Annotated in this window: 21 protein-coding genes; 17 read left to right on the forward strand and 4 right to left on the reverse strand. The window is 75.2% G+C overall.

Annotation, left to right across the window (positions count from 1 at the left end; all coding sequences use genetic code 11):
* On the reverse strand, positions 1–653 hold a 653-nt coding region (locus tag BLQ97_RS18320), incomplete at its 3' end, for an alcohol dehydrogenase catalytic domain-containing protein (protein ID WP_245692435.1).
* Between the two features lie 182 nt (positions 654–835).
* Between BLQ97_RS18320 and BLQ97_RS18325 the strand changes: the two genes are divergently transcribed.
* The 8 genes from BLQ97_RS18325 (at position 836) to folP (ending at position 10,795) form a co-directional block, all read left to right on the forward strand.
* Entirely contained in the window at positions 836–2,158 is a 1,323-nt protein-coding gene (locus BLQ97_RS18325) for a serine hydroxymethyltransferase (protein ID WP_091367473.1), read from the forward strand.
* Positions 2,155–3,387 (forward strand): sarcosine oxidase subunit beta family protein, encoded by a 1,233-nt coding sequence (locus BLQ97_RS18330; RefSeq protein WP_091367474.1) that lies wholly within the window; start codon positions 2,155–2,157, stop codon positions 3,385–3,387. The genes BLQ97_RS18325 and BLQ97_RS18330 overlap by 4 nt, the downstream gene beginning before the upstream one ends.
* A 31-nt stretch (positions 3,388–3,418) precedes the next feature.
* Positions 3,419–3,697: a sarcosine oxidase subunit delta gene (locus tag BLQ97_RS18335; RefSeq protein ID WP_091367475.1), complete on the forward strand. Its 279-nt coding sequence runs from the start codon at positions 3,419–3,421 to the stop codon at positions 3,695–3,697.
* Positions 3,694–6,561 (forward strand): 2Fe-2S iron-sulfur cluster-binding protein, encoded by a 2,868-nt coding sequence (locus BLQ97_RS18340; protein ID WP_091367476.1) that lies wholly within the window; start codon positions 3,694–3,696, stop codon positions 6,559–6,561. The genes BLQ97_RS18335 and BLQ97_RS18340 overlap by 4 nt, the downstream gene beginning before the upstream one ends.
* Entirely contained in the window at positions 6,554–7,138 is a 585-nt protein-coding gene (locus tag BLQ97_RS18345) for a sarcosine oxidase subunit gamma (protein WP_091367477.1), read from the forward strand. Before BLQ97_RS18340 ends, BLQ97_RS18345 begins: the two co-directional genes overlap by 8 nt.
* Positions 7,139–7,163: 25 nt before the next feature.
* The gene (locus BLQ97_RS18350; protein ID WP_091367478.1) at positions 7,164–9,641 is read left to right on the forward strand and encodes a GcvT family protein; all 2,478 of its coding nucleotides are present in this window, start codon (positions 7,164–7,166) and stop codon (positions 9,639–9,641) included.
* A 162-nt stretch (positions 9,642–9,803) separates the two neighbouring features.
* Complete coding sequence (locus tag BLQ97_RS24305) at positions 9,804–9,929, forward strand: hypothetical protein (protein WP_281181446.1); 126 nt, start codon at positions 9,804–9,806, stop codon at positions 9,927–9,929.
* A complete protein-coding gene (gene folP / locus BLQ97_RS18355; RefSeq protein WP_091367479.1) occupies positions 9,926–10,795 on the forward strand; it encodes a dihydropteroate synthase in 870 nt (289 codons plus the stop codon). The genes BLQ97_RS24305 and folP overlap by 4 nt, the downstream gene beginning before the upstream one ends.
* Positions 10,796–10,859: 64 nt before the next feature.
* Here folP and BLQ97_RS18360 read toward each other — a convergent pair whose 3' ends face one another.
* Positions 10,860–11,525: a GntR family transcriptional regulator gene (locus BLQ97_RS18360; protein ID WP_091367480.1), complete on the reverse strand. Its 666-nt coding sequence runs from the start codon at positions 11,523–11,525 to the stop codon at positions 10,860–10,862.
* A gap of 138 nt (positions 11,526–11,663) precedes the next feature.
* Between BLQ97_RS18360 and BLQ97_RS18365 the strand changes: the two genes are divergently transcribed.
* From BLQ97_RS18365 to BLQ97_RS18405, 8 genes are all read left to right on the forward strand, one after another.
* A complete protein-coding gene (locus BLQ97_RS18365; protein WP_091367481.1) occupies positions 11,664–13,037 on the forward strand; it encodes an L-serine ammonia-lyase in 1,374 nt (457 codons plus the stop codon).
* Positions 13,038–13,047: 10 nt separating this feature from the next.
* Positions 13,048–13,896 carry a formyltetrahydrofolate deformylase gene (purU, locus tag BLQ97_RS18370; protein WP_091367482.1) on the forward strand — a complete coding sequence of 283 codons (849 nt, stop codon included), beginning with the start codon at positions 13,048–13,050 and terminating at the stop codon, positions 13,894–13,896.
* Between the two features lie 70 nt (positions 13,897–13,966).
* Complete coding sequence (locus tag BLQ97_RS18375; RefSeq protein ID WP_091367483.1) at positions 13,967–14,416, forward strand: PGPGW domain-containing protein; 450 nt, start codon at positions 13,967–13,969, stop codon at positions 14,414–14,416.
* Positions 14,417–14,634: 218 nt separating this feature from the next.
* On the forward strand, positions 14,635–15,507 hold the full coding sequence (locus BLQ97_RS18385) for a patatin-like phospholipase family protein (RefSeq protein WP_091367485.1): 873 nt from the start codon (positions 14,635–14,637) through the stop codon (positions 15,505–15,507).
* Between the two features lies 1 nt (position 15,508).
* Complete coding sequence (locus BLQ97_RS18390; RefSeq protein ID WP_091367486.1) at positions 15,509–16,537, forward strand: lysophospholipid acyltransferase family protein; 1,029 nt, start codon at positions 15,509–15,511, stop codon at positions 16,535–16,537.
* Positions 16,538–16,583: 46 nt separating this feature from the next.
* A complete protein-coding gene (locus tag BLQ97_RS18395) occupies positions 16,584–17,060 on the forward strand; it encodes a DUF2975 domain-containing protein (RefSeq protein ID WP_217637260.1) in 477 nt (158 codons plus the stop codon).
* Positions 17,060–17,305 (forward strand): helix-turn-helix domain-containing protein, encoded by a 246-nt coding sequence (locus BLQ97_RS18400; protein WP_091367488.1) that lies wholly within the window; start codon positions 17,060–17,062, stop codon positions 17,303–17,305. The genes BLQ97_RS18395 and BLQ97_RS18400 overlap by 1 nt, the downstream gene beginning before the upstream one ends.
* Entirely contained in the window at positions 17,302–18,492 is a 1,191-nt protein-coding gene (locus BLQ97_RS18405) for an FAD-dependent oxidoreductase (protein WP_091367489.1), read from the forward strand. Before BLQ97_RS18400 ends, BLQ97_RS18405 begins: the two co-directional genes overlap by 4 nt.
* Here BLQ97_RS18405 and BLQ97_RS18410 read toward each other — a convergent pair.
* Both BLQ97_RS18410 and BLQ97_RS18415 read right to left on the reverse strand, forming a co-directional pair.
* Positions 18,485–19,282 carry a phosphotransferase gene (locus BLQ97_RS18410; RefSeq protein WP_091367490.1) on the reverse strand — a complete coding sequence of 266 codons (798 nt, stop codon included), beginning with the start codon at positions 19,280–19,282 and terminating at the stop codon, positions 18,485–18,487. The two genes, BLQ97_RS18405 and BLQ97_RS18410, sit on opposite strands and share 8 nt — an antisense overlap.
* A 64-nt stretch (positions 19,283–19,346) precedes the next feature.
* The gene (locus BLQ97_RS18415; protein WP_091367491.1) at positions 19,347–20,294 is read right to left on the reverse strand and encodes a sugar-binding transcriptional regulator; all 948 of its coding nucleotides are present in this window, start codon (positions 20,292–20,294) and stop codon (positions 19,347–19,349) included.
* 153 nt (positions 20,295–20,447) lie between these two features.
* Between BLQ97_RS18415 and BLQ97_RS18420 the strand changes: the two genes are divergently transcribed.
* Positions 20,448–21,815, forward strand: a complete 1,368-nt coding sequence (locus BLQ97_RS18420) for an ABC transporter substrate-binding protein (RefSeq protein WP_091367492.1) — start codon at positions 20,448–20,450, stop codon at positions 21,813–21,815.
* Positions 21,816–21,880: the final 65 nt, after the last annotated feature.

Here is a 21,880-nt window from a genome sequence, read left to right on the forward strand (position 1 = left end):
GCCAGCTTCCGGTCGTCGACGTCGACGGCGACGATCGTGGTCGCCCCGGCCAGCCTCGCCCCGGCGATCGCGGCGTCGCCGACCCCGCCGCAGCCGAACACGGCCACCGACTCGCCGCGCTGCACGCCACCGGTGTTGATCGCCGCCCCGACGCCGGCCATCACGCCGCAGCCGAGCAGCCCGGCGGCCGTCGCCGGGGTCTGCGGGTCGACCTTGGTGCACTGCCCGGAGTGCACCAGGGTCTTCTCGGCGAACGCGCCGATCCCGAGCGCCGGAGAGAGCTCGGTGCCGTCGGCCAGGGTCATCCGCTGGGCGGCGTTGTGGGTGTCGAAGCAGTACTGCGGCTGCCCCTTGCGGCAGGCGCGGCACTGCCCGCAGACGGCCCGCCAGTTGAGCACCACGAAGTCGCCGACCGCGACGTCGGTGACGCCCTCGCCGACCGCCGAGACGGTCCCGGCGGCCTCGTGGCCGAGCAGGAACGGGAACTCGTCGTTGATGTTGCCCTCGCGGTAGTGCAGGTCGGTGGCGCAGACGCCGCACGCCTGCACGTCGACGACCGCCTCACCGGGCCCGGGGTCCGGGACGAGGACCGTCTCGACGGTCACCGGGGCGCCCTTGCTGCGGGCGACGACGCCCTTCACCTCGTAGGCCATGGCGGTGGAGCTCCTCTCGTGGGGGTGCGCGACCGGTCGCGCCGGTGGGGTGGCCGCTGGTGCGGGGAGCCCGCGGGACGACGTCCCGGCTGCCCCTTGACCCTGCCCGGCGCCCACCCTAGTGTGGTCGACGACTGATATACCAGTCCTCGCTCCACATTCCCGACAGAGGGGACCCCGGCATGGTCGTCCAGACCCGCGAGGCTCCGCGGACCGCTCCCGCCCGCCTGCTCGACCGGTCGCTGCGGGAGACCGACCCGGAGGTCTCCGCCGCGATCTCCGCCGAGCTGACGCGGCAGCAGACCACGCTGGAGATGATCGCCAGCGAGAACTCGGCCCCCGTGGCCGTCATGCAGGCGCAGGGCTCGGTGCTCACCAACAAGTACGCCGAGGGCTACCCCGGCCGCCGCTACTACGGCGGGTGCGAGCACGTCGACGTGATCGAGCAGCTGGCCATCGACCGGCTGAAGGCGCTGTTCGGCGCCGAGTACGCGAACGTGCAGCCGCACTCGGGCGCCCAGGCCAACGCGGCGGCGATGTCGGCGCTCCTGCAGCCCGGGGACACCATCCTGGGGCTGGACCTGGCGCACGGCGGCCACCTGACCCACGGGATGAAGCTCAACTTCTCGGGCAAGCTCTACGACGTCGCGGCCTACCACGTGCGGCCCGACGACCACCGCGTCGACATGGCCGAGGTCGAGCGGCTGGCCCACGAGCGCCGGCCCCGGCTCATCATCGCCGGCTGGTCGGCCTACCCGCGGCAGCTGGACTTCGCCGGGTTCCGGCGGATCGCCGACGAGGTCGGCGCCTACCTGATGGTCGACATGGCGCACTTCGCCGGGCTGGTCGCCGCCGGACTGCACCCCTCGCCCGTCCCGCACGCCCACGTGGTCACCTCGACCACCCACAAGACCCTCGGCGGTCCGCGCGGCGGCGTCGTCCTGGCCACCGCCGACCTGGCCAAGAAGTTCAACTCCTCGGTCTTCCCGGGTCAGCAGGGCGGCCCGCTGGAGCACGTGATCGCCGCCAAGGCCGTCGCCTTCAAGCTGGCCGCCGAGCCCGCGTTCCGGGAGCGGCAGCAGCGGACGCTCGCCGGCGCCCGGCTGCTGGCCGACCGGCTGCTGGCCCCCGACTCCCGCGAGGCGGGCATCGACGTGGTCAGCGGCGGCACCGACGTCCACCTCGTCCTGGTCGACCTGCGGGGGTCCGAGCTCGACGGCCGGCAGGCCGAGGACCGGCTGCACGCCGTCGGCATCACGGTCAACCGCAACGCGGTGCCCTTCGACCCCCGCCCGCCGATGGTCAGCTCCGGGGTGCGGATCGGCACCCCCGCGCTGGCGGCCCGCGGCTTCGGCCTCGACGACTTCGCCGAGGTGGCCGACGTCATCGCGGCCGCGCTGCGCCCCTCGACCGGTGAGGAGCAGCTCGCCGGGCTCCGCGGCCGGGTCACCCGGCTGGCCGAGCGCCACCCCCTGTACCCCGAGCTGACGGAGGTCTCCCGATGAGCCCCCGCACCCCCGGCGCGGACCTGCCGGAGCACCCCGACTCCCTCTGGCGCGACCCCGAGCCGCGGAGGTCCTACGACGTGGTCATCGTGGGCGGCGGCGGGCACGGCCTGGCCACCGCGCACTACCTGGCGAAGGACCACGGCATCACGAACGTCGCGGTGCTGGAGAAGGGCTGGCTGGCCGGCGGCAACATGGCCCGCAACACCACGATCATCCGGTCCAACTACCTGTGGGACGAGAGCTCGGCGATCTACGAGCACGCGCTGAAGCTGTGGGAGGGGCTGGAGGAGGACCTCGACTACCCGATCCTGTTCAGCCAGCGCGGCGTGCTCAACCTCGCCCACACCCTGCAGGACGTCCGCGACAGCGTCCGCCGCGTCGAGGCGAACAAGCTCAACGGCGTCGACGCCGAGTGGCTGGAGCCCGACGAGGTCCGCAAGGTCTGCCCGGTCGTCAACACCTCGACCGACATCCGCTACCCGGTCCTGGGGGCGACCTACCAGCCGCGCGCGGGCATCGCCAAGCACGACTACGTGGCCTGGGGCTTCGCCCGCCGCGCCTCCGACGCCGGGATCGACCTCGTCCAGGACTGCGAGGTCACCGGCTTCACCACCGACGGCGACCGGGTCACCGGTGTCCGGACCTCCCGGGGCGACATCGCCGCCGGCACCGTCGTCCTCTGCGCGGCCGGCTCCACGTCGGTGCTCACCGACATGCTCGGCATCCGCGTGCCGATCCAGAGCCACCCGCTGCAGGCGCTGGTCTCCGAGCTGCTCGAGCCGGTGCACCCCACCGTGGTCATGTCCAACGCGGTGCACGTCTACGTCTCCCAGGCGCACAAGGGCGAGCTGGTCATGGGCGCCGGCGTCGACTCCTACAACGGGTACGGCCAGCGCGGCGCCTTCCACGTCATCGAGCGCCAGATGGCCGCCGCCGTGGAGCTGTTCCCGGTGTTCGCGCGGGCGCACCTGCTGCGCACCTGGGCGGGCATCGTCGACACCAGCCCCGACGCCTCGCCGATCGTCGGGCGGACCCCCTACGCGAACGTGTGGCTCAACTGCGGCTGGGGGACCGGCGGGTTCAAGGCCACCCCCGGCATCGGCTCGGCCCTCGCGCACACGATCGCCTCCGGCGAGCCCCACCCGCTCGTCGCGCCGTTCGGCCTCGACCGCTTCACCACCGGCGCGCTCGTCGACGAGCACGGCGCGGCCGCCGTCGCCCACTGACCGTCGCCTACTGACACAGGGAGCAACCCCGATGCAGCTCATCGCGTGCCCGTGGTGCGGCCCCCGCGAGGAGGTCGAGTTCTCCTACGGCGGCCAGGCCCACGTCCCCTACCCGGACAGCCCCGCCGAGCTCTCCGACGAGCAGTGGGCGCACTACGTCTTCCACCGCGACAACACCCGGGGCCGCTTCGCCGAGCGCTGGAACCACAGCGCCGGCTGCCGCCGCTGGTTCAACGCCATCCGCGACACCGCCACCTACCGCTTCGAGCGCGTGTACCGCCTCGACGACCCGAAGTCGGTGACTCCGTGACGAGCTCCTCCCGCACCCCCGAGGGCGGCCGCGTCGACCGCGCCACCACCGTCGAGTTCACCTTCGACGGGCAGACCCTGACCGGTCACCCCGGCGACACCCTGGCCTCGGCGCTGCTCGCCAACGGCCGGCACCAGGTCGCCACCAGCATCAAGCTCGGTCGGCCGCGCGGCATCGCCGCCGCCTGGGCCGAGGACCCCGGCGGCCTGGTGCAGATCGAGGAGCCCTTCCCGGAGCCCATGCTGCTGGCCACCACCGTCGAGCTCGCCGACGGGCTCGCCGCCTCCGGCCTGCCGGGGCAGGGCCGCCTCGCCGACGTCCCCGACTCGGCCCGCTACGACGCCGTCCACCACCACGTCGACGTGCTGGTCGTCGGTGCCGGTCCCGCGGGGCTGGCCGCCGCGCTCACCGCCGCGCGCTCCGGTGCCCGCGTCGCGCTCGTCGACGAGCAGTCCGAGGCCGGCGGCTCGCTGCTGGGCGGCACCGACCGGCTCGACGACGCCCCGGCGCTGCAGTGGGTCGCCGCGGCGGTCGCCGAGCTGGCCGCCGCCCCGGAGGTGCTGCACCTGCAGCGCACCACCGCCTTCGGCAGCTACGACGACGGCTTCGTCCTGGCTCTCGAGCGGCGCACCGACCACCTCGGCGCCGCCGCGCCCAAGCACGTCTCCCGGCAGCGGGTGTGGCGCCTCCGGGCGCGCTCGATCGTCGTCGCGACGGGGGCGCACGAGCGCCCGGTCGTGTTCGCCGACAACGACCGCCCGGGGACCATGCTCGCCGGCGCCGCCCGCACGTTCCTGCACCGCTACGGCGTGCTGCCCGGCCGCGAGGCCGTCGTGTTCACCACGAACGACAGCGCCTACGACGCCGCCCTCGACCTGTCCCGCGCGGGTGTGCGCGTGCAGGCGGTGGTCGACGCCCGGCCGGAGGGCTCGCCCCGGCGCGCGGAGTGCGAGCGCGCGGGCATCCGCGTCCTGTCCGGGGCCGTCGTGACCGGCACGCGGGGCGTCGAGCGGGTCACGCACGCCCTCGTCGCCCCGTTCGCGGACGGCGAGGTCGGCGCGAGCAGCGCGATCGCCTGCGACCTGCTGCTGGTCAGCGGCGGCTGGAACCCCGCGGTGCACCTGTTCAGCCAGTCCCGCGGCCGCCTCCGCTACGACGAGGGCCTCGGCGCGTTCGTGCCCGGCGAGGAGCTCGACGGCCTGGCGGTCGCCGGCTCCGCGGCCGGCCTGTTCGACCTGGCCGGGTGCCTGGCCGACGGGCAGCGCGTGGCCCGGGCGGCGCTCGCGGCCCTGGGGGTCGCGCCGGCGGCCGACGACCGGCTGCCCACCGCCCCGGAGCCCGTCGTCCCGGCCGCGCCCCTGGTGCTGTGGCGGGTGCCGGACACCTCGGGCGCCGAGGGCACCACCTCGTTCGTCGACCTGCAGCGCGACGCCACGGTCGCCGACGTCGCCCGCGCGATCGGCGCCGGCCTGCGCTCCATCGAGCACGTCAAGCGGTACACGACCATCGGCACGGCGCACGACCAGGGCAAGACCTCCGGCGTCCTCACCTCGGGGATCGTCGCCGAGCTGCTCGGGGTCCCGGTGCAGGACACCGGGACGACCACGTTCCGGCCGCCCTACACCCCGGTCGCCTTCGCCGCGCTGGCCGGCCGCGACCGGGGCCGGCTCTTCGACCCCGAGCGGGTCACCGCCCTGCACGACTGGCACGTGGCGGCCGGCGCGGTCTTCGAGGACGTCGGCCAGTGGAAGCGGCCCCGCCACTACCCGCGGCCCGGCGAGGACATGGAGGCCGCGGTCCTCCGGGAGTGCGCCGCGGTCCGCACCGGCGTCGGGATCCTCGACGGCTCCACCCTGGGCAAGATCGACGTCCAGGGCCCGGACGCCGCCGTCCTCCTGGACCGGCTGTACACGAACCTGATGAGCAGCCTGAAGGTCGGCTCGGTGCGCTACGGCGTCATGTGCGGCGTCGACGGCATGGTCATCGACGACGGCACGGTGCTGCGCCTGGCCGAGGACCGCTTCCTCGTCCTCACCACCACCGGCGGCGCGGCGAAGGTCCTCGACTGGATGGAGGAGTGGGTCCAGACCGAGTGGCCGGACCTGCGGGTGCACTGCACCTCGGTCACCGAGCAGTGGGTCACCTTCCCGGTCGTCGGCCCGCGCTCCCGCGACGTCGTCGGTGCGGTGTTCCCCGGCGTGGACGTCTCCGCCGAGGCGTTCCCGTTCATGACCTGGCGGGACACCACCCTCGAGGGGGTGCCGGTCCGGCTGGCCCGGATCAGCTTCTCCGGCGAGCTGGCCTTCGAGGTCTACGTCAACCCCTGGTACGCGGTCGCCGTGTGGGAGCGGCTGCTCGAGGCCGGTCGCCCGTACGGCATCACGCCCTACGGCACCGAGACCATGCACGTGCTCCGCGCGGAGAAGGGCTACCCGATCATCGGGCAGGACACCGACGGCACCGTCACCCCGCACGACCTCGGCATGGCCTGGGCGGTGTCGAAGAAGAAGCCCGACTTCATCGGCAAGCGCAGCTTCTCGCGGCAGGCCAACCAGGACCCGCTGCGCAAGCAGCTGGTCGGGCTGCTGCCCGTGGACCGGCAGACCGTCCTGCCGGAGGGCTCGCAGATCGTGGAGTTCGCCGCCGACGGCGAGCTGCCGCCCCCGCCGGTGCCGATGCTCGGCCACGTCACGTCCAGCTACCGCAGCGCCGAGCTCGCCCGGCCGTTCGCCCTGGCACTGGTCAAGGGCGGCCGGGAGCGCATCGGCGAGACCGTCCACGTCCCCGTCCACGGCACCCTCGTCCCGGTCGAGGTCACCGGCTCGGTGCTGGTCGACCCCGAAGGAGCCCGTCGCGATGGCTGAGCTGCTGCGCACCCACCCGCTCGAGGCGTGGACCGCCGCGTTCGAGCGGCTGCCCGACACCGTGCGGATCGCCGCCGAGCCGTACGTCGCGATGGTCGACGTCCGCCTCGGCACCGTCGGCCCCGGGGCGTCCACGGCGCTGGGCGTCGACCTGCCGACGGCGCCCAACACCTGGGTGCCGGCCGGCGCGGGGCGGGCCGTCTGGCTCGGCCCCGACGAGTGGCTGCTCACCAGCCCCACGGAGGCGCCCGAGGAGCTCGAGGGCCGGGTCCGCGCCGCCGTCGTCGGCCTGGGCGGGTCCGCGACCGACGTCTCCGCCCAGCGGATCGGCCTCCGGCTGGCCGGGGCGCGGGTGCGCGACGTGCTGGCCAGGGGCTGCTCGATCGACCTGCACCCGCGGGTGTTCGGCCGGGGGAGCAGCGCGCAGACGACGCTGGGCCAGGCCGGCGTGGTGCTGCTGGCCCTCTCCGACGCCGGGGACGACGTCGCCGTCCTGGTGCGGTCGTCCTTCGCCGGCTACCTGGCCGACTGGCTGCTCGACGCGGCCCTCGAGTTCACCACCACCCCCGACCGCTGACCGGCCCGTCAGTCAGGAGCAGAACGTGTCCACCACCCCTCGTGTCGTCATCATCGGAGCGGGGATCGTCGGCGCCAACCTGGCCGACGAGCTCACCCTCCGCGGCTGGGACCGCGTCACCGTCGTCGACCAGGGCCCCCTCCCGCTGACCGGGGGCTCCACCTCGCACGCGCCGGGGCTGGTCTTCCAGACCAACCCCTCCAAGACCATGACGGCGTTCGCCGGCTACACGGTGGAGAAGTTCCTGGACCTCGACGTCGACGGCGCCTGGTGCTTCAACCAGGTCGGCGGCCTCGAGGTCGCCACCACGCCCGGGCGGCTCGCCGACCTGCACCGCAAGCAGGGCTGGGCCACCTCCTGGGGCGTCGAGGCGCAGGTCGTCGACGCCGGGGAGTGCGTGCGGCTGCACCCGCTGGTCGACCGCGAGCGCGTCCTCGGCGGGCTGCACATCCCCTCCGACGGCCTGGCCAAGGCGTCCCGGGCGGTCGTCGCGCTCGCCCGCCGCGCCGAGGCGCGGGGTGCGGTCTTCCAGGGCTCGACCCGGGTGACCGGCATCGAGCAGGCCGGCGGCCGGGTGACCGGCGTCCGGACGCCCGACGGCGTTCTCCCCGCCGACGTCGTCGTCTCCTGCGCCGGCTTCTGGGGTCAGGAGCTCGGCGCCATGGTCGGCATGGACGTGCCCCTGCTCCCGCTGGCCCACCAGTTCGTCTGGACCGACCAGGTGCCCGACCTCGTCGGGCGCAACACCGAGCTCACCGAGGCGAGCCTGCCGATCCTGCGCCACCAGGACCAGGACCTCTACTACCGGGAGCGCGCCGACCGCCTGGGCATCGGGTCCTACGCCCACCGGCCGATGCCGGTCGACCTGCGGGAGCTGCCCCAGGGCGACGGCGACGACGGGGACGTCCGGGAGGAGTCGATGCCCTCGATGCTGCCCTTCACCGAGGAGGACTTCGCCGCCCAGTGGGAGGAGAGCCGGCTGCTGCTGCCCTCGCTGCGCGCCTCGAAGATCGACTCCGGGTTCAACGGCGTCTTCTCCTTCACCCCGGACGGCGGTCCGCTGATCGGCGAGTCGCGGGACGTGGCCGGCTTCTGGATCGCCGAGGCGGTCTGGGTGACCCACTCGGCCGGCGTCGCCCGGTCGGTGGCCCAGCTGCTCGTCGAGGGCCGCAGCGAGCTCGACCTGCACGGCTGCGACGTGCACCGCTTCGAGGACGTCCAGCTCACGCCGGAGTACGTCAGCGAGACCTCGCAGCAGAACTTCGTCGAGGTCTACGACGTCGTCCACCCGCTGCAGCCCCGGCTGTCCCCGCGCGACCTCCGGGTCAGCCCCTTCCACGCCCGGCAGCAGGAGCTCGGCGCGGTCTTCCTCGAGGCCGGCGGCTGGGAGCGGCCGCACTGGTACGAGGCCAACGCGCACCTGGTCGACGAGCTGCCCGCCGAGTGGGTACCGCCGGAGCGCGACGACTGGTCGGGACGGTTCTGGTCGCCGATCGCGGCGGCCGAGGCGTGGCGGACGCGCACCGCCGTGGCGATGTACGACATGACGCCGCTCAAGCGGCTGGAGGTCAGCGGGCCCGGTGCGCTGGACCTCCTGCAGCGGCTGACGACCGGCGAGATGGACAAGTCGGTCGGGTCGGTGACCTACACGCTGGCCCTCGACGAGGCCGGCGGCGTCCGCAGCGACCTCACCGTCGCCCGGCTGGGCGAGCAGCTGTTCCAGGTCGGCGCCAACGGCCCCCTCGACCTCGACCACCTCCTGCGCGAGGCGCCCGACGACGGCAGCGTGCAGGTCCGCGACGTCACCGGCGGCACGTGCTGCATCGGCCTGTGGGGCCCCCGCGCCCGCGACCTCGTGCAGCGGCTCAGCGCCGACGACTTCTCCAACGAGGGCCTGAAGTACTTCCGCGCCAAGCGGGCCCGGATCGGGGGAGTGCCGGTGACGGCGATGCGGCTGTCCTACGTCGGCGAGCTCGGCTGGGAGCTCTACACCGGCGCCGACACCGGCCGGCGGCTGTGGGACGTGCTGTGGCAGGCCGGGCAGGACCTCGGCGTCGTCGCCGCGGGCCGGGCCGCGTTCAACAGCCTGCGGTTGGAGAAGGGCTACCGCGCCTGGGGTCACGACGTGACCACCGAGCACGACCCCTACGAGGCCGGTCTCGGGTTCGCCGTCCGCAAGCAGAAGCAGGGCTACGTGGGCCAGGAGGCCCTCGCCGGGCGCAGCGCCGACACGGTGAGCCGCCGGCTGTCCTGCCTCACGGTCGACGACGGCCGCAGCGTCGTCCTCGGCCACGAGCCGGTGTTCGTGGACGGGCGGCCCGCGGGCTACGTGACGAGCGCGGCCTTCGGGCACACCGTCGGCCGGCCGGTCGCCTACGCCTGGCTGCCGGCGTCGGCGACCGTCGGGACGCGCGTCGAGATCGGGTGGTTCGACACCCGCATCCGGGCGACCGTCGCCGCCGAGCCGCTGGTCGACCCGGAGATGACCCGCATCCGCGGCTAGGAGAGGACCACCCTCCCCCCACGCCTCGCTCCGCTCGGCGCGGGCCCCTGGAGGGTGGCCGCCCCGGCCCGTCACCTCCGCCGGACCGGCGGGCGGCCCGACCACCGGGCGCCCGCCGGCCCGCGGCGTGCCCACCCGACCGCGCCCACTGGAGGACCGCCCGTGCGCACCGACACCCTCGAGACCTCCCTGGGGCAGCTCCCCGCCCGGGAGCCCGTCCCGGGCGGAGGGGCCACCGCCGCGCTGCTCCTGCGGCACACCGTCGCGTCCGCGCGCGGGGCGTCGTGACCGGCACGGCGCTGGCGGCGGCCCCCCGCCCGACCGGGACCGCCGCGTCCCTGGGCCGGGCGCTCCGGACCCGGCGGCCCCTGGTCTGCGGCGTCCTCAACGTCACCCCCGACTCCTTCTCCGACGGCGGGCGCTTCCGCAGCTTCGACCGCGCCCTGGAGCGCGGGCTCACCCTGGCGGCCGAGGGCGCCGACCTCATCGACGTCGGCGGGGAGTCGACCCGGCCGGGCGCGCGCCCGCCGACGCTCGCCGAGGAGCTGGACCGGGTGGTCCCGGTGGTCGAGGCCCTGGCCGGGCGGGTCGCCGTGCCGCTGTCGGTCGACACCTCCCGGCCCGAGGTCATGGGCGCGGCGGTGGCCGCCGGCGCCGGCATGGTCAACGACGTACGGGCGCTGCAGCGGCCCGGCGCCCTGGCCGCGGCCGCGGAGCTGGGCGTGCCGGTGTGCCTGATGCACATGCAGCGCTCGCCGGAGACCATGCAGGAGGACCCGCGCTACCGGGACGTCGTCGGGGAGGTGCGCGCCTTCCTCGCCGGGCGGCTGCGGGACTGCCTGGAGGCCGGCATCCCCCCGGAGCACCTGCTGGTGGACCCGGGGTTCGGCTTCGGCAAGACGCTGGCCCACAACCTCGCGCTGCTGCGGTCGCTCGACGCGCTCACCGGGCTGGGGGTCCCGGTCATGGTGGGGCTGTCCCGCAAGTCGCTGCTCGGGCAGCTCACCGGGCGGGGCGTGGCCGACCGGCTGCCCGGCTCCCTGGCGGCGGCCGCCGTCGCGGTCCAGCGGGGCGCCACCGTGCTGCGCGTGCACGACGTCGCGGCCACGCGGGACGTCCTCGCCGTCCTCGACGCCGTCGGCTCGGTGACGTGATGGAACGGCCACCCCTCAGGGGCCCGCGCCGAGCGGAGCGAGGCGTGGGGGGAAGGGTGGTCCTTCAGATGACCGCGCGGATCGCCCGCTCGAACCCGAGCACGTGCTCGCGGGCGAGGTCGTCGGCCCGGTCGGCGTCGCCGGCGGCGATCGCGCGGAGCAGCTCGACGTGCTCCCCGACGTGCTCGTCGACCGAGGGCAGCCGGTCCAGGAACAGGCAGAAGATCCGCGTCGCCAGGTTGTCGTACCGGATCAGGACGTCCTCCAGGTGGGGGTTGCCCGAGGCCCGGTAGATGGCCCGGTGCACCGCGAGGTCCCACCGCATCAGCTCGGTCCGGTCGGTCCGGTCGACGCGCAGGTGCTGGATGCTCGCGGCCAGCTCCTCGAGCTCGGCGGGCGACGAGCGGGCGGCCCGCTCGGCGGCACGCCGGGCAGCCAGCGGCTCGAGCTGGGCGCGGATGTCGGAGATGTGCGCCAGGTCGGAGATGTCCATGCCGGTCGCGAAGGTCCCGCGCCGCGGGTAGGAGACCACCAGCCGGTCGCCCTCCAGGCGCTTGAGCGCCTCCCGGACCGGGGTCCGGCCCACCCCGAGGTCCCCGGCCAGCTCGTCGTCGTCGATCGGGTCGCCGGGGCGGATGTCGAGCATGATCAGCCGGTCCCGGACCGCCACGTAGGCCTTGTCCGCCAGGGAGACGACGGACGAGTCGAGGTCCAGGGGGGCAGCGGTCACGGACAGATCGTAGAGGGTGACCGCCGCAGGGTCTTGCCTCGTCGGAGCGAACGACATACCGTGACGATACATCTGATATACCAATCGTGTACCTGAACCTGGGGCGCAGACCGGTGACCGGGGGAGAGGGAGGCAGCGGTGACCATCAGCGCCTTCGACCTGTTCAAGGTCGGCATCGGCCCGTCCAGCTCGCACACCGTCGGCCCCATGCGCGCGGCCTGCACCTTCGCCTCCCGCCTCCGCGACGAGGGGCTGCTGGGACGGGTCGCCGGGGTGCGCTGCGAGCTGTTCGGGTCGCTGGGGGCCACCGGGCACGGGCACGGCAGCGTCAAGGCCGTCGTCCTCGGCCTGGAGGGCGAGCAGCCCGACCTGGTCGACCCGGTCGCGGCCGAGCCGCGGGTCGACGCCGTCCGCCGCGAGGGGAAGCTCCTGCTCGCCGGCGAGCACCCGATCGCCTTCGCCGTCGACGACGACGTCGTGCTGCACCGCCGCCGGCGGCTGGAGTTCCACAGCAACGGCATGGTCTTCCGGGCCCTGGGCGCCGACGGCGAGGAGGTCGAGCGGCGCACCTACTACTCCGTGGGCGGCGGCTTCGTCCTCGACCAGGACGACGCCGGCGAGCCGGCCCTCGTCGAGGACCCCACACCCGTCCGGTACCCCTTCCGCACCGGCGAGGAGCTGCTGGCCCGCACGCGGGAGACCGGCCTGCGGATCAGCGACGTGGTGCTCGCCAACGAGCTGGCCTGGCGCAGCGAGGCGGAGGTCCGCGCCGGTCTGCTGCACGTGTGGTCGGTCATGCAGGAGTGCGTCGAGCGGGGCACCCGCACCCCCGGCGTCCTGCCCGGCGGGCTCAGGGTCCGCCGCCGCGCCGCCGCGCTGCGCGCGCAGCTCGAGGAGCACCCGGACGAGGCCGACCCGCTGCGCGCGATGGAGTGGGTGACCCTCTACGCCCTGGCGGTCAACGAGGAGAACGCCGCCGGCGGCCGGGTGGTCACCGCGCCGACCAACGGCGCCGCCGGCATCGTGCCCGCCGTCCTGCACTACTACCGCGACTTCGTGGGGTCCTACGACGAGGACGGCGTCGTCCGGTTCCTGCTCACCGCCGCCGCGATCGGGCTGCTGTTCAAGGAGAACGCCTCCATCTCCGGCGCCGAGGTCGGCTGCCAGGGGGAGGTCGGCTCGGCCTGCTCCATGGCCGCCGCCGGCCTCGCCGAGGTGCTCGGCGGGACGCCGGAGCAGGTGGAGAACGCCGCCGAGATCGGCATCGAGCACAACCTCGGCCTCACCTGCGACCCGGTCGGCGGGCTGGTGCAGATCCCGTGCATCGAGCGCAACGCCGTCGGCTCGGTCAAGGCGATCACCGCCGCGCGCATGGCCGTGCGCGGGGACGGCCGGCACCACGTCCCGCTGGACAAGGCGATCAAGACGATGCGCGAGACCGGGGCCGACATGAAGGACAAGTACAAGGAGACCGCCCGTGGCGGGCTGGCGCTCAACATCGTCGAGTGCTGAGGAGGCACCCGTGTCCCACCCGTTCACCCTCACGCTCAGCTGCCAGGAGCGCCCGGGCATCGTGCACGCGGTCAGCTCGTTCCTGTTCCGCCACGGCTGCGACATCGTCGAGCACCAGCAGTTCGACGACGCCGTCCGCGGTCAGCTGTTCCTGCGCACGGCCTTCGTCTGCACCGAGGACACCGACTGCGCGCGCCTGTCGGCGGAGTTCCGGGCGGTGGCCGAGGAGTTCGGCATGACCTACCAGGTCAGCGGGGACCGGCCGCAGCGGGTGGTGGTCATGGTGTCCAAGCTGGGGCACTGCCTCAACGACCTGGTGTTCCGCTGGCGCGCGGGCAGCCTGGGCGCCGAGCTCGTCGCGGTGGTGTCCAACCACGAGGACCTGCGCCCGATGGCGGAGGCGGCCGGCCTCCCGTTCGTCCACGTCCCGGTGACGCCGGCGACCAAGCGCGAGGCCGAGGCGCGGCTGCTCGAGCTGGTGGAGGAGTACCGGGCCGACCTGGTCGTGCTGGCCCGCTACATGCAGATCCTCTCCGACGAGACGTGCGCCGCCCTCTACGGCCGGGCGATCAACATCCACCACTCGTTCCTGCCGGGGTTCAAGGGCGCCAAGCCCTACCACCAGGCCTTCGACCGCGGGGTCAAGCTGGTCGGCGCGACGGCCCACTACGTCACCGCCGACCTGGACGAGGGGCCGATCATCGAGCAGGAGGTCATCCGCATCGACCACACCTACGACCCGCGGGCGCTGGCCACGGTCGGCCAGGACGCGGAGGCGCTGGCGCTGTCGCGGGCCGTCCGGTGGCACGGCGAGCAGCGGGTGCTCCTCAACGGGCACAGCACCGTCGTCTTCCGCTGAGGAGACGGCCCTCACCCACCCCGTCGCCCGGTCACCGCATGACGCGCGGACGGTCGGGCACAACACAACGGTGAAGACCGCTGTCGTCGCCGTCCTCGGCGGCCTGCTGACCCTCGCCGGCATCGCGCTGCTCGTGCTGCCCGGTCCCGGCTTCGTGCTGGTCGCGGCCGGCCTCGCCGTGCTGGCGACGCGCTTCCCGTGGGCGAGGAAGCCGCTGGACTACGCCAAGGAGAAGGCGAAGGAGGGCGTCGAGGAGGTGGCCCGGAGCCCGTGGCGCGCCGCCGGGGCGGTGCTCGCCGCGCTGGTGCTGGTCGCGCTCGGGGTGCTCGCGCTCGCCGGTGTCGACCTGCCCTTCGTCAACGCCTTCACCGCCGTGGTGCTCATCCTCTCCGGGCTCTTCCTGATCGGCACGGTCGTCTTCGCCCGGCGCCAGGAGAAGCTCGAGCAAGCCCGGGCGCACCGCCCGGCGGGCCGGCCGGGCACCGGCGGCGCCTACCGCGCCGCCCCGCACGGCTCCTGAGCGCCGCGCCGCCAGCGGTCCGCCGGCGGCGGCGACCGGGAGCGGCGCACCGGGGCGGGACCGCCGTGCGGGTGCACGCCGGAGGAGGAGAGCCCCTCGCCGGGCAATGACAGGTCGTGGGCGACGCCGACGCGGCCGCGGGCGTGGGGTCGGGTCCGTGGGGCCCCCGACCTCCCTCGCACCGCGGCGCGCTCCCGGTCGCGTGACACGATGCGGCCATGGCGACGCCACCGGTGCCCCGGGGTCCGGCCGGGACCGGCGGCACGGCCTTCGTCCTCGGCGGCGGGGGTGTCCTGGGGGCGGCCGAGGTGGGCATGCTGCAGGCCCTCCTCGAGCGCGGCATCCGCCCCGACCTGGTCGTGGGCACGTCGGTGGGCGCGATCAACGGCGCCGTCGTCGCCGCCGACCCCGGCCCCGGCGCGGTCCAGCGGCTGCGCGGCGTGTGGGAGGAGCTCGCCTCCCGTCGGGTGTTCGCCGGCTCCCTCCTCGCCCGGGTGGGCACCCTGGCGCGCACCCGCACCCACCTGCACCCCCGTGAGCCGCTGCGCGAGCTGCTCGAGGCCGAGCTGCCGGTGCGCACCTTCGCCGAGCTGCCGGTGCCCTTCCAGTGCGTCGCGGCGAGCATCGAGCGGGCCGCCGAGCACTGGTTCTCCGACGGCCCGCTCGTCGACGCGGTGCTCGCCTCCTGCGCGGTGCCCGGGCTGCTCCCGCCGGTGGCGATCGGCGGCGAGCACTTCCTCGACGGCGGCCTGGTGCACAGCATCCCGGTCGGCCGCGCGGTCGCCCTCGGTGCGCGCACGGTCTACGTGCTGCACGTCGGGCGCATCGACCGCCCGCTGCGGCCGCCGGCCCGGCCGTGGGACGTGGCCACCGTCGCCTTCGAGATCGCCCGGCGGCACCGCTTCGCCGCCGACCTGGCCACGCTCCCGGAGGGGGTCACCGTGCACGTGCTGCCCGCGGGGGACCCGGCGCCGCCCGGTGCCGCCACCCTGCGCTACCGCGACTTCTCCGGGGTGCCCGCCCGCATCGAGCGGGCCCGCGCCGCCGCCGGGGAGCTGCTGGACCGGGTCGCCGCGGGCGGGGTGGGCTGAGGTGCTGCCCCCGCGCCGCGTCCGGCGGGTCGCCGGCCCCCTGCTGCTCGCGGCGCTGGTCGCCGTCGTGGCGCTGCTGCCCGTGCTGGTGGTGCTGGCGCTGGTCGCCTCGTTCTTCCTGCCGGGGCGCTGGCGCGCGCTGCGGCTGCTGGCCTTCGCCGTCGTCTACCTCGCCCTCGAGGTTGCCGGGCTCGCCGTCGCCGGTGTGCTGTGGGTGCTCGGCGGCCTCGGCCGGCGGCTGGACACCCCGCGGTCCCGCGCGGCCCACTACACGGCGCTGCGGCTGCTGCTCGACGTGCTCATGCGGGCCGCCCAGCGGCTGTTCGCGCTGCGGCTGGTCACCGACGGCGAGTCCTGGTCACCGCTGGACGACGGCGTGCCCGGCTCGACCAACGCGATGCTGGTGCTCTCCCGGCACGCGGGCCCGGGGGACTCGTTCCTGCTGGTCAACACGCTGATGAACCGCGACCACCTGCGCCAGCCGCGGATCGTGCTCAAGGACGTGCTGCAGCTCGACCCGCTCATCGACGTCTACCTCAACCGGCTGCCCAGCACGTTCGTCTCCTCGGGGCCGGGCGCCGGCGACCGCGCGGAGGCCGCCATCGCCGAGCTGGCCCGCGACCTCGGCGAGGAGGACGCGCTGCTGATCTTCCCGGAGGGCGCGAACGCGACCCCGGGGCGCCGCCTCCGGGCCCTCCAGCGGCTGCGCGAGCGCGGGCTGGTCGCGGCGGCGCGCCGGGCCGAGGCGATGCGCCACCTGCTGCCCCCGCGCCCGGGCGGGGTGGTCGCGGCGCTGCAGGCGGCCCCGCACGCCGACGTGGTGCTCGTCGCGCACACCGGGCTGGAGCACCTGAGCACGGTGCGCGACGTCTGGCGGGGCCTGCCGGTGGACAAGACCCTGCACCTGCGCTGGTGGTTCGTCCCGGCCGCGGAGGTGCCGCGGGAGCAGGCCGAGCTGACCGACTGGCTCTACCGCTGGTGGGCCACCATCGACGACTGGATCACCACGACGTCGAGCGACACGCGGTAGAGATCTGTTGACTCTCGATAGGTAGTGATCGAGGATCACTGCCGTGATGACGGCACGGCGGGCTGTGCTCCCGCTCCGGGTCCTGCTCGTCCTGCTCTTCGGGCTGCTGGTCGTGCTCGAGACCGTGTCGCTGCCCGGCCAGTTCGCGCACCTGGCCGAGCAGCGCCCCGACCTCGCCCACCTGCGGTGGCCGCTGACGGCGGTGACGGTGTTCTGGGTGGTCTGCGCGCAGGTGGTGGTCGTGGCCACCGGGAAGCTGCTCACGCTGTTCGAGCAGGACCGGGTGTTCAGCGACGGGGCCTCCCGCTGGGTCGACGTCGTCCTGTGGGCCATCGGTGCCGCCTGGGCGGTGCTGGCGGTCGTCTCGGCCCGGGTGGCGCTCACCGCCGAGGACCCCGCCCTGCCGCTGCTGCTCCTGCTGCTGCTCGCCGGGGTCGGCGCGCTCGGGCTGCTGGTCGTGGTGGCGCGGGCGCTGCTGCGGCAGGCGACCACGCTGCGCACCGACCTGGACGCGGTCATCTGATGCCCATCGTGGTGCGCATCGACGTGGAGCTGGCCCGCCGCAAGATGAGCGTGGGGGAGTTCGCCGAGCGGGTGGGGCTGACGCCGGCCAACGTGGCCGTGCTGAAGAACGGCCGGGCCAAGGCCGTCCGGTTCAGCACGCTGGAGGCCATGTGCCGGGTGCTCGGCTGCCAGCCCGGCGACCTGCTCGAGTGGGTGCCCGACGACCAGGAGGCCCCGACCGCCGCCCAGGAGGCCGCCCGGTGAGCCGCGCCGTGGGCCACGCGGTGGGTGAGGACGTCGACGTCCTCGTCGTCGGTGCGGGGCTCGCCGGTCTGCACGCCGCCACCCGGCTGGCCGAGGCGGGCCACTCCGTGCTGCTGGCCGAGCGCCGGCCCGCGCTGGACGGCGCCGTGCGCACCACCGGGATCCTCGTCCGCAAGACTCTCGACGACTTCGCCCTCCCGCCGGAGAGCCTCGGGCCGCCGATCCGGCGGGTGGTGCTCTACCCGCCCGGCCTGCACCGGCCGGTGGCGCTGGTCAGCGACCGCGACGAGTTCCGGGTGGGCGACATGGGCCCGCTGTACACCGCCGCGGCGCGCACCGCGGTGCGCGCGGGGGTCCGCCTCGCGCTGGGCACCCGCTACGCCGGCCGGCGCGACGGCGTGTCCCTGCTCGAGGGGCCGGCCGGGCCGGCCCGGGTGCGGGCCCGGTTCGTCGTCGGTGCCGACGGGGCTCGCTCGCGCGTCGCCCGCGACCTGGGCCTCGACCGCAACCGGCACCTGCTCGTCGGCGCCGAGGAGGTCTTCGCCGTCCCCGACCGCGGGCTGCCGCCGGCCTTCCACTGCGTGCTCGACCCGTCGCTGGCCCCCGGCTACCTGGCCTGGGTGGTCGACGACGGCCGGCACGCGCACGTGGGCGTGGCCGGCTACGCCGAGCGCTTCCCCGGCGGGCTGCGCCGCACCCTGCAGCGCTTCGCGGCGACCGCCCCCGGCCTCACCGGCGTCGCCCGGCCCGCGGAGGTGGAGCGGCGCGGCGGGCCGATCCCGGTGGGCGGCCTCCTGCGCCGGATCGGCTGCCCCGACGGGCTGCTCGTCGGCGACGCGGCCGGCGCGGTCTCCCCGCTGACCGCCGGCGGCCTCGACCCGTGCCTGCGGCTGTCCGACCGCGCCGCCGACGTCCTCGACGAGGCGCTGCGGACCGGCCGGCCCGACGCGCTGGCCGGTTACGACGGGGCCGCGCTGCGCGCCGCCTTCCGCGGGCGGCTGGCGCTGCGCCGCGGGCTGGCCGCGGTGCGGACCCCCGCGGCCGCCACGGCGGCGTTCGCGCTGCTGCGCACGCCGCCCGGGCGCGCCGCCGCCCGTGCGGTGCTCTTCGCCGACCGGTCCTTCCCGGGCGCCCGGCCGGCCGCGGCCGCGCCCCGCCCGGCGGCGGCCGGCGCCCGGCTCAGCTGAGCGCGTCGCGCAGCAGGTCCGCCGACTCCCGGTACCACTGCTGGGTCTCGGTGGCGCGACGCCGGGCGCCCCCGGCCCACCAGTACCGCGCGAAGGCGGCGTGACCGTTGGCGACCGCGGTGCCGACGATGTCGTAGGACCAGTCGTGGTTGCACCGGACCGCGGGCACCAGCCGGTCCCGGTCGGCCGCGGAGGGGCCGTAGCTGTCGACGAACAGCCGCAGCCGGCGCAGCACCTGCCCCCGGCGGGAGTCGCCGACGTGGTGGTCGGGGCGCAGCGGCGCCCACAGCCGGACGGCGCCGGCGACGTCCCACACGCGGCTGCCGGGGCTGGCGAGGTCGAAGTCGATGAACGCCACCGCCCGGCCCTCCCGGAACACCACGTTGTCCAGGTTGAGGTCGTTGTGGCTGACCAGCCCGCCGGCGAACTCGGGCGGCGGGGACGCCGGCCAGGGGTGCGGCCCGGGGTCGAGGCCGGCCACCGCCGCGTGGTACTCGCGCAGCAGGTGGGCCACGCTGACCAGCGCCTCGTCGGTGAGCGCCCAGGACGGGTAGGGCGGGGTGACGGCGGTGCCGGGCACGTAGCTGAGCACCTCGCGGCCCCGCTCGTCGACGCCGAGGAAGCGGGGCGCGCCGCCGAAGCCGACCCGCTCCAGGTGCTCGAGCAGCGCGTGGGTGGCCGGGCTGGAGGGCCGCAGCGGCCGGCGGACGGTGTCGCCGACCCGCACCACCCGCCCGTGGTTGGTGAAGCCGCCCTCGAGCGGGACCTCGCACTCCTGGTGGCCGGGCACGGGCCTCCTCGCGGAACTCGTCGGGCAGGCTGGTCGGGCGGGCTCGTCGGGCGGCGCCGGGGCCTCAGTCGCCGAGCACGGCGTGGGCCAGGGCCGTGTGGGTCACGATGCCACCGACCAGCCCGCTGCGGAGGGCGGCGCGGACAGCCGGCGCCTTGGCCGTGCCGTAGGGGAGGACGAGCACCTCCGGGATCTGCCGCAGCTGGTCGGCGCCGATGCCGATCATCCGCTCGGACAGCTCGGTGCGGACCGGCGCGCCGTCGGCGGCCAGGAACACGCCGGACACGTCGGCGACCACCCCGAGGTCGCGCAGCGCGGCGCGGTCGGCCTCGGACACGGCGTCGTGCAGCGTCGACTGGCCGGGCGCCCACAGGCCGACGCCGGCCACCGCCCGGGTGACGTGCGGCAGCTGGGCGAAGGCGCGGGCGACCTCGGGCTGCCGGCGCAGCGCGGCGGCCGTCGCGGCGTCGGGGACGGTGAAGGGCGCGTAGAACACGTGCGCCGGGCCGCCGGAGGCCCGGGCCACCCCGCGGACGACGTCGACGGAGGTGTCGGGGCCGCCGGGCAGCGAGAGCACCCCGGTCAGCTGCACCACCGGCGTCCCGGGCAGCGGGGGCAGCGCCTCGGCCATCGCGCTCACCGCCCGCGCCCAGGCCAGGCCGAGCACGTCGTCGGGGGTGACCACCTCGGCCAGCAGCCCGGCGGCGGCCCGGCCCAGGTGCCCGCGCAGCGAGGCGTCGTCGTCGTCCGGGGTGTCGACGACGACGGCGTGCTGCAGGCCGTAGCGGTCGCGCAGCCGGACCGAGAGGTCGACGTCGATGCCCCCCTCGTGCCGGATCTCGATGCGGACCAGGCCGCTGCGGCGCGCGGCGTCCAGCAGCCGGGCGACCTTGAAGCGGCTCAGCCCGAACTCGTCGGCGATCTCCACCTTGGAGCGGCCGTCGAGGTAGTAGCGGCGCGCGATCGAGGCGCTGAGCACGATCCCGGCCGGCCCCACGCGGTCCCCGTCCATCACTCCTCCTGCTGCTCATCTGAGCACTGCGCGGCTCACCTTGGCACAACTCCTTGACGCACGGTCGGGTGCCGGAGAGACTCACGCCACACACATCTGAGTGACACGTCGCTCACATGAGCGGCCCTGTGTTACGGGTTGGGGGGACCGCCGGTGTCCGGACACGCGCGACCCGCCCCCGCCGCCGTCGCGGCGACGGTGCTGGTGCTGGGGCTGAGCGGCTGCGCCGGGTGGGGTGGCGGCCCCACCGGCGGCGGGCCCGACACGATCAACGTGCTGATGGTCAACAACCCGCAGATGGAGGACCTGCAGCAGCTCACCGCGGAGCACTTCACCGCCGAGACCGGCATCACGGTCAACTACACGGTGCTGCCGGAGAACGACGTCCGCGACAAGATCAGCCAGGAGTTCTCCAGCCAGGCGGGGCAGTACGACGTCGCCACGCTGAGCAACTTCGAGATCCCGATCTACGCCCGCAGCGAGTGGATCGCCCCGCTCGACGAGTACGTCGAGGCCGATCCGGAGTTCGACCAGGACGACGTCCTCGCCCCGCTGACGGCCTCGCTGTCCGGCGACGACGGCCGGCTCTACGGCGAGCCGTTCTACGGCGAGTCCTCCTTCCTCATGTACCGCGCCGACGTGCTCGAGGCCGCCGGCATCGAGATGCCGGCGAACCCGACCTGGCAGGAGGTCGCCGACATCGCGGCCGCGGTGGACGGCGCCGAGCCGGGCATGGCCGGGATCTGCCTGCGCGGCCAGCCCGGGTGGGGGCAGGTGTTCGCGCCGCTGACCACGGTGGTCAACACCTTCGGCGGCACCTGGTTCACCGAGGACTGGGAGCCGCAGGTCGACAGCCCGGAGTTCCGGGACGCCGTGCAGTTCTACGTCGACCTGGTCCGCGAGCACGGGGAGACCGGCGCGCCCCAGGCCGGCTTCACCGAGTGCCTCAACAACGTCGTCCAGGGCAACGCCGCCATGTGGTACGACGCCACCTCGGCCGCCGGGTCGCTGGAGGCCGAGGACTCCCCGGTCAAGGGCCTGATGGGCTACGCGCCCGCGCCGGTGGTGGAGACCGACAGCGCCGGCTGGCTCTACGCCTGGTCCTGGGCCGTGCAGCAGGCCAGCACCAAGAAGGACGCCGCGTGGGAGTTCGTCTCCTGGGCCTCCAGCGCCGGGTACGAGGAGCTCGTCGGCGCCGAGCTGGGCTGGTCGCGGGTGCCCGCCGGCAAGCGGGCCTCCACCTACGGCAACCCCGACTACCTCGCCGAGGCCTCGGCCTTCGCCGAGCCGACCCTGGCCGCCATCGAGGCCGCCGACCCGGACGACCCGGGGGTGCAGCCGCGCCCGGCGCCCGGCATCCAGTTCCTCGGCATCCCGGAGTTCCCGGACCTGGCCACCCAGGTGTCCCAGGACGTCAGCTCCGCGATCGCCGGCCAGATGACCGTCGACGAGGCGCTGGCCCGCGGCCAGGACCTCGCCGAGGACGTCGCCGAGCGCTACCGGGAGCGCGCGTCGGGATGACCGGCGCACCCACCACCCGGACCTGCACGCCCGCGGGCACGGCAACCGCCCGCGAGGGGGAGGAG

This window comes from Geodermatophilus telluris (assembly GCF_900102745.1).
GTDB lineage: Bacteria > Actinomycetota > Actinomycetes > Mycobacteriales > Geodermatophilaceae > Geodermatophilus > Geodermatophilus telluris.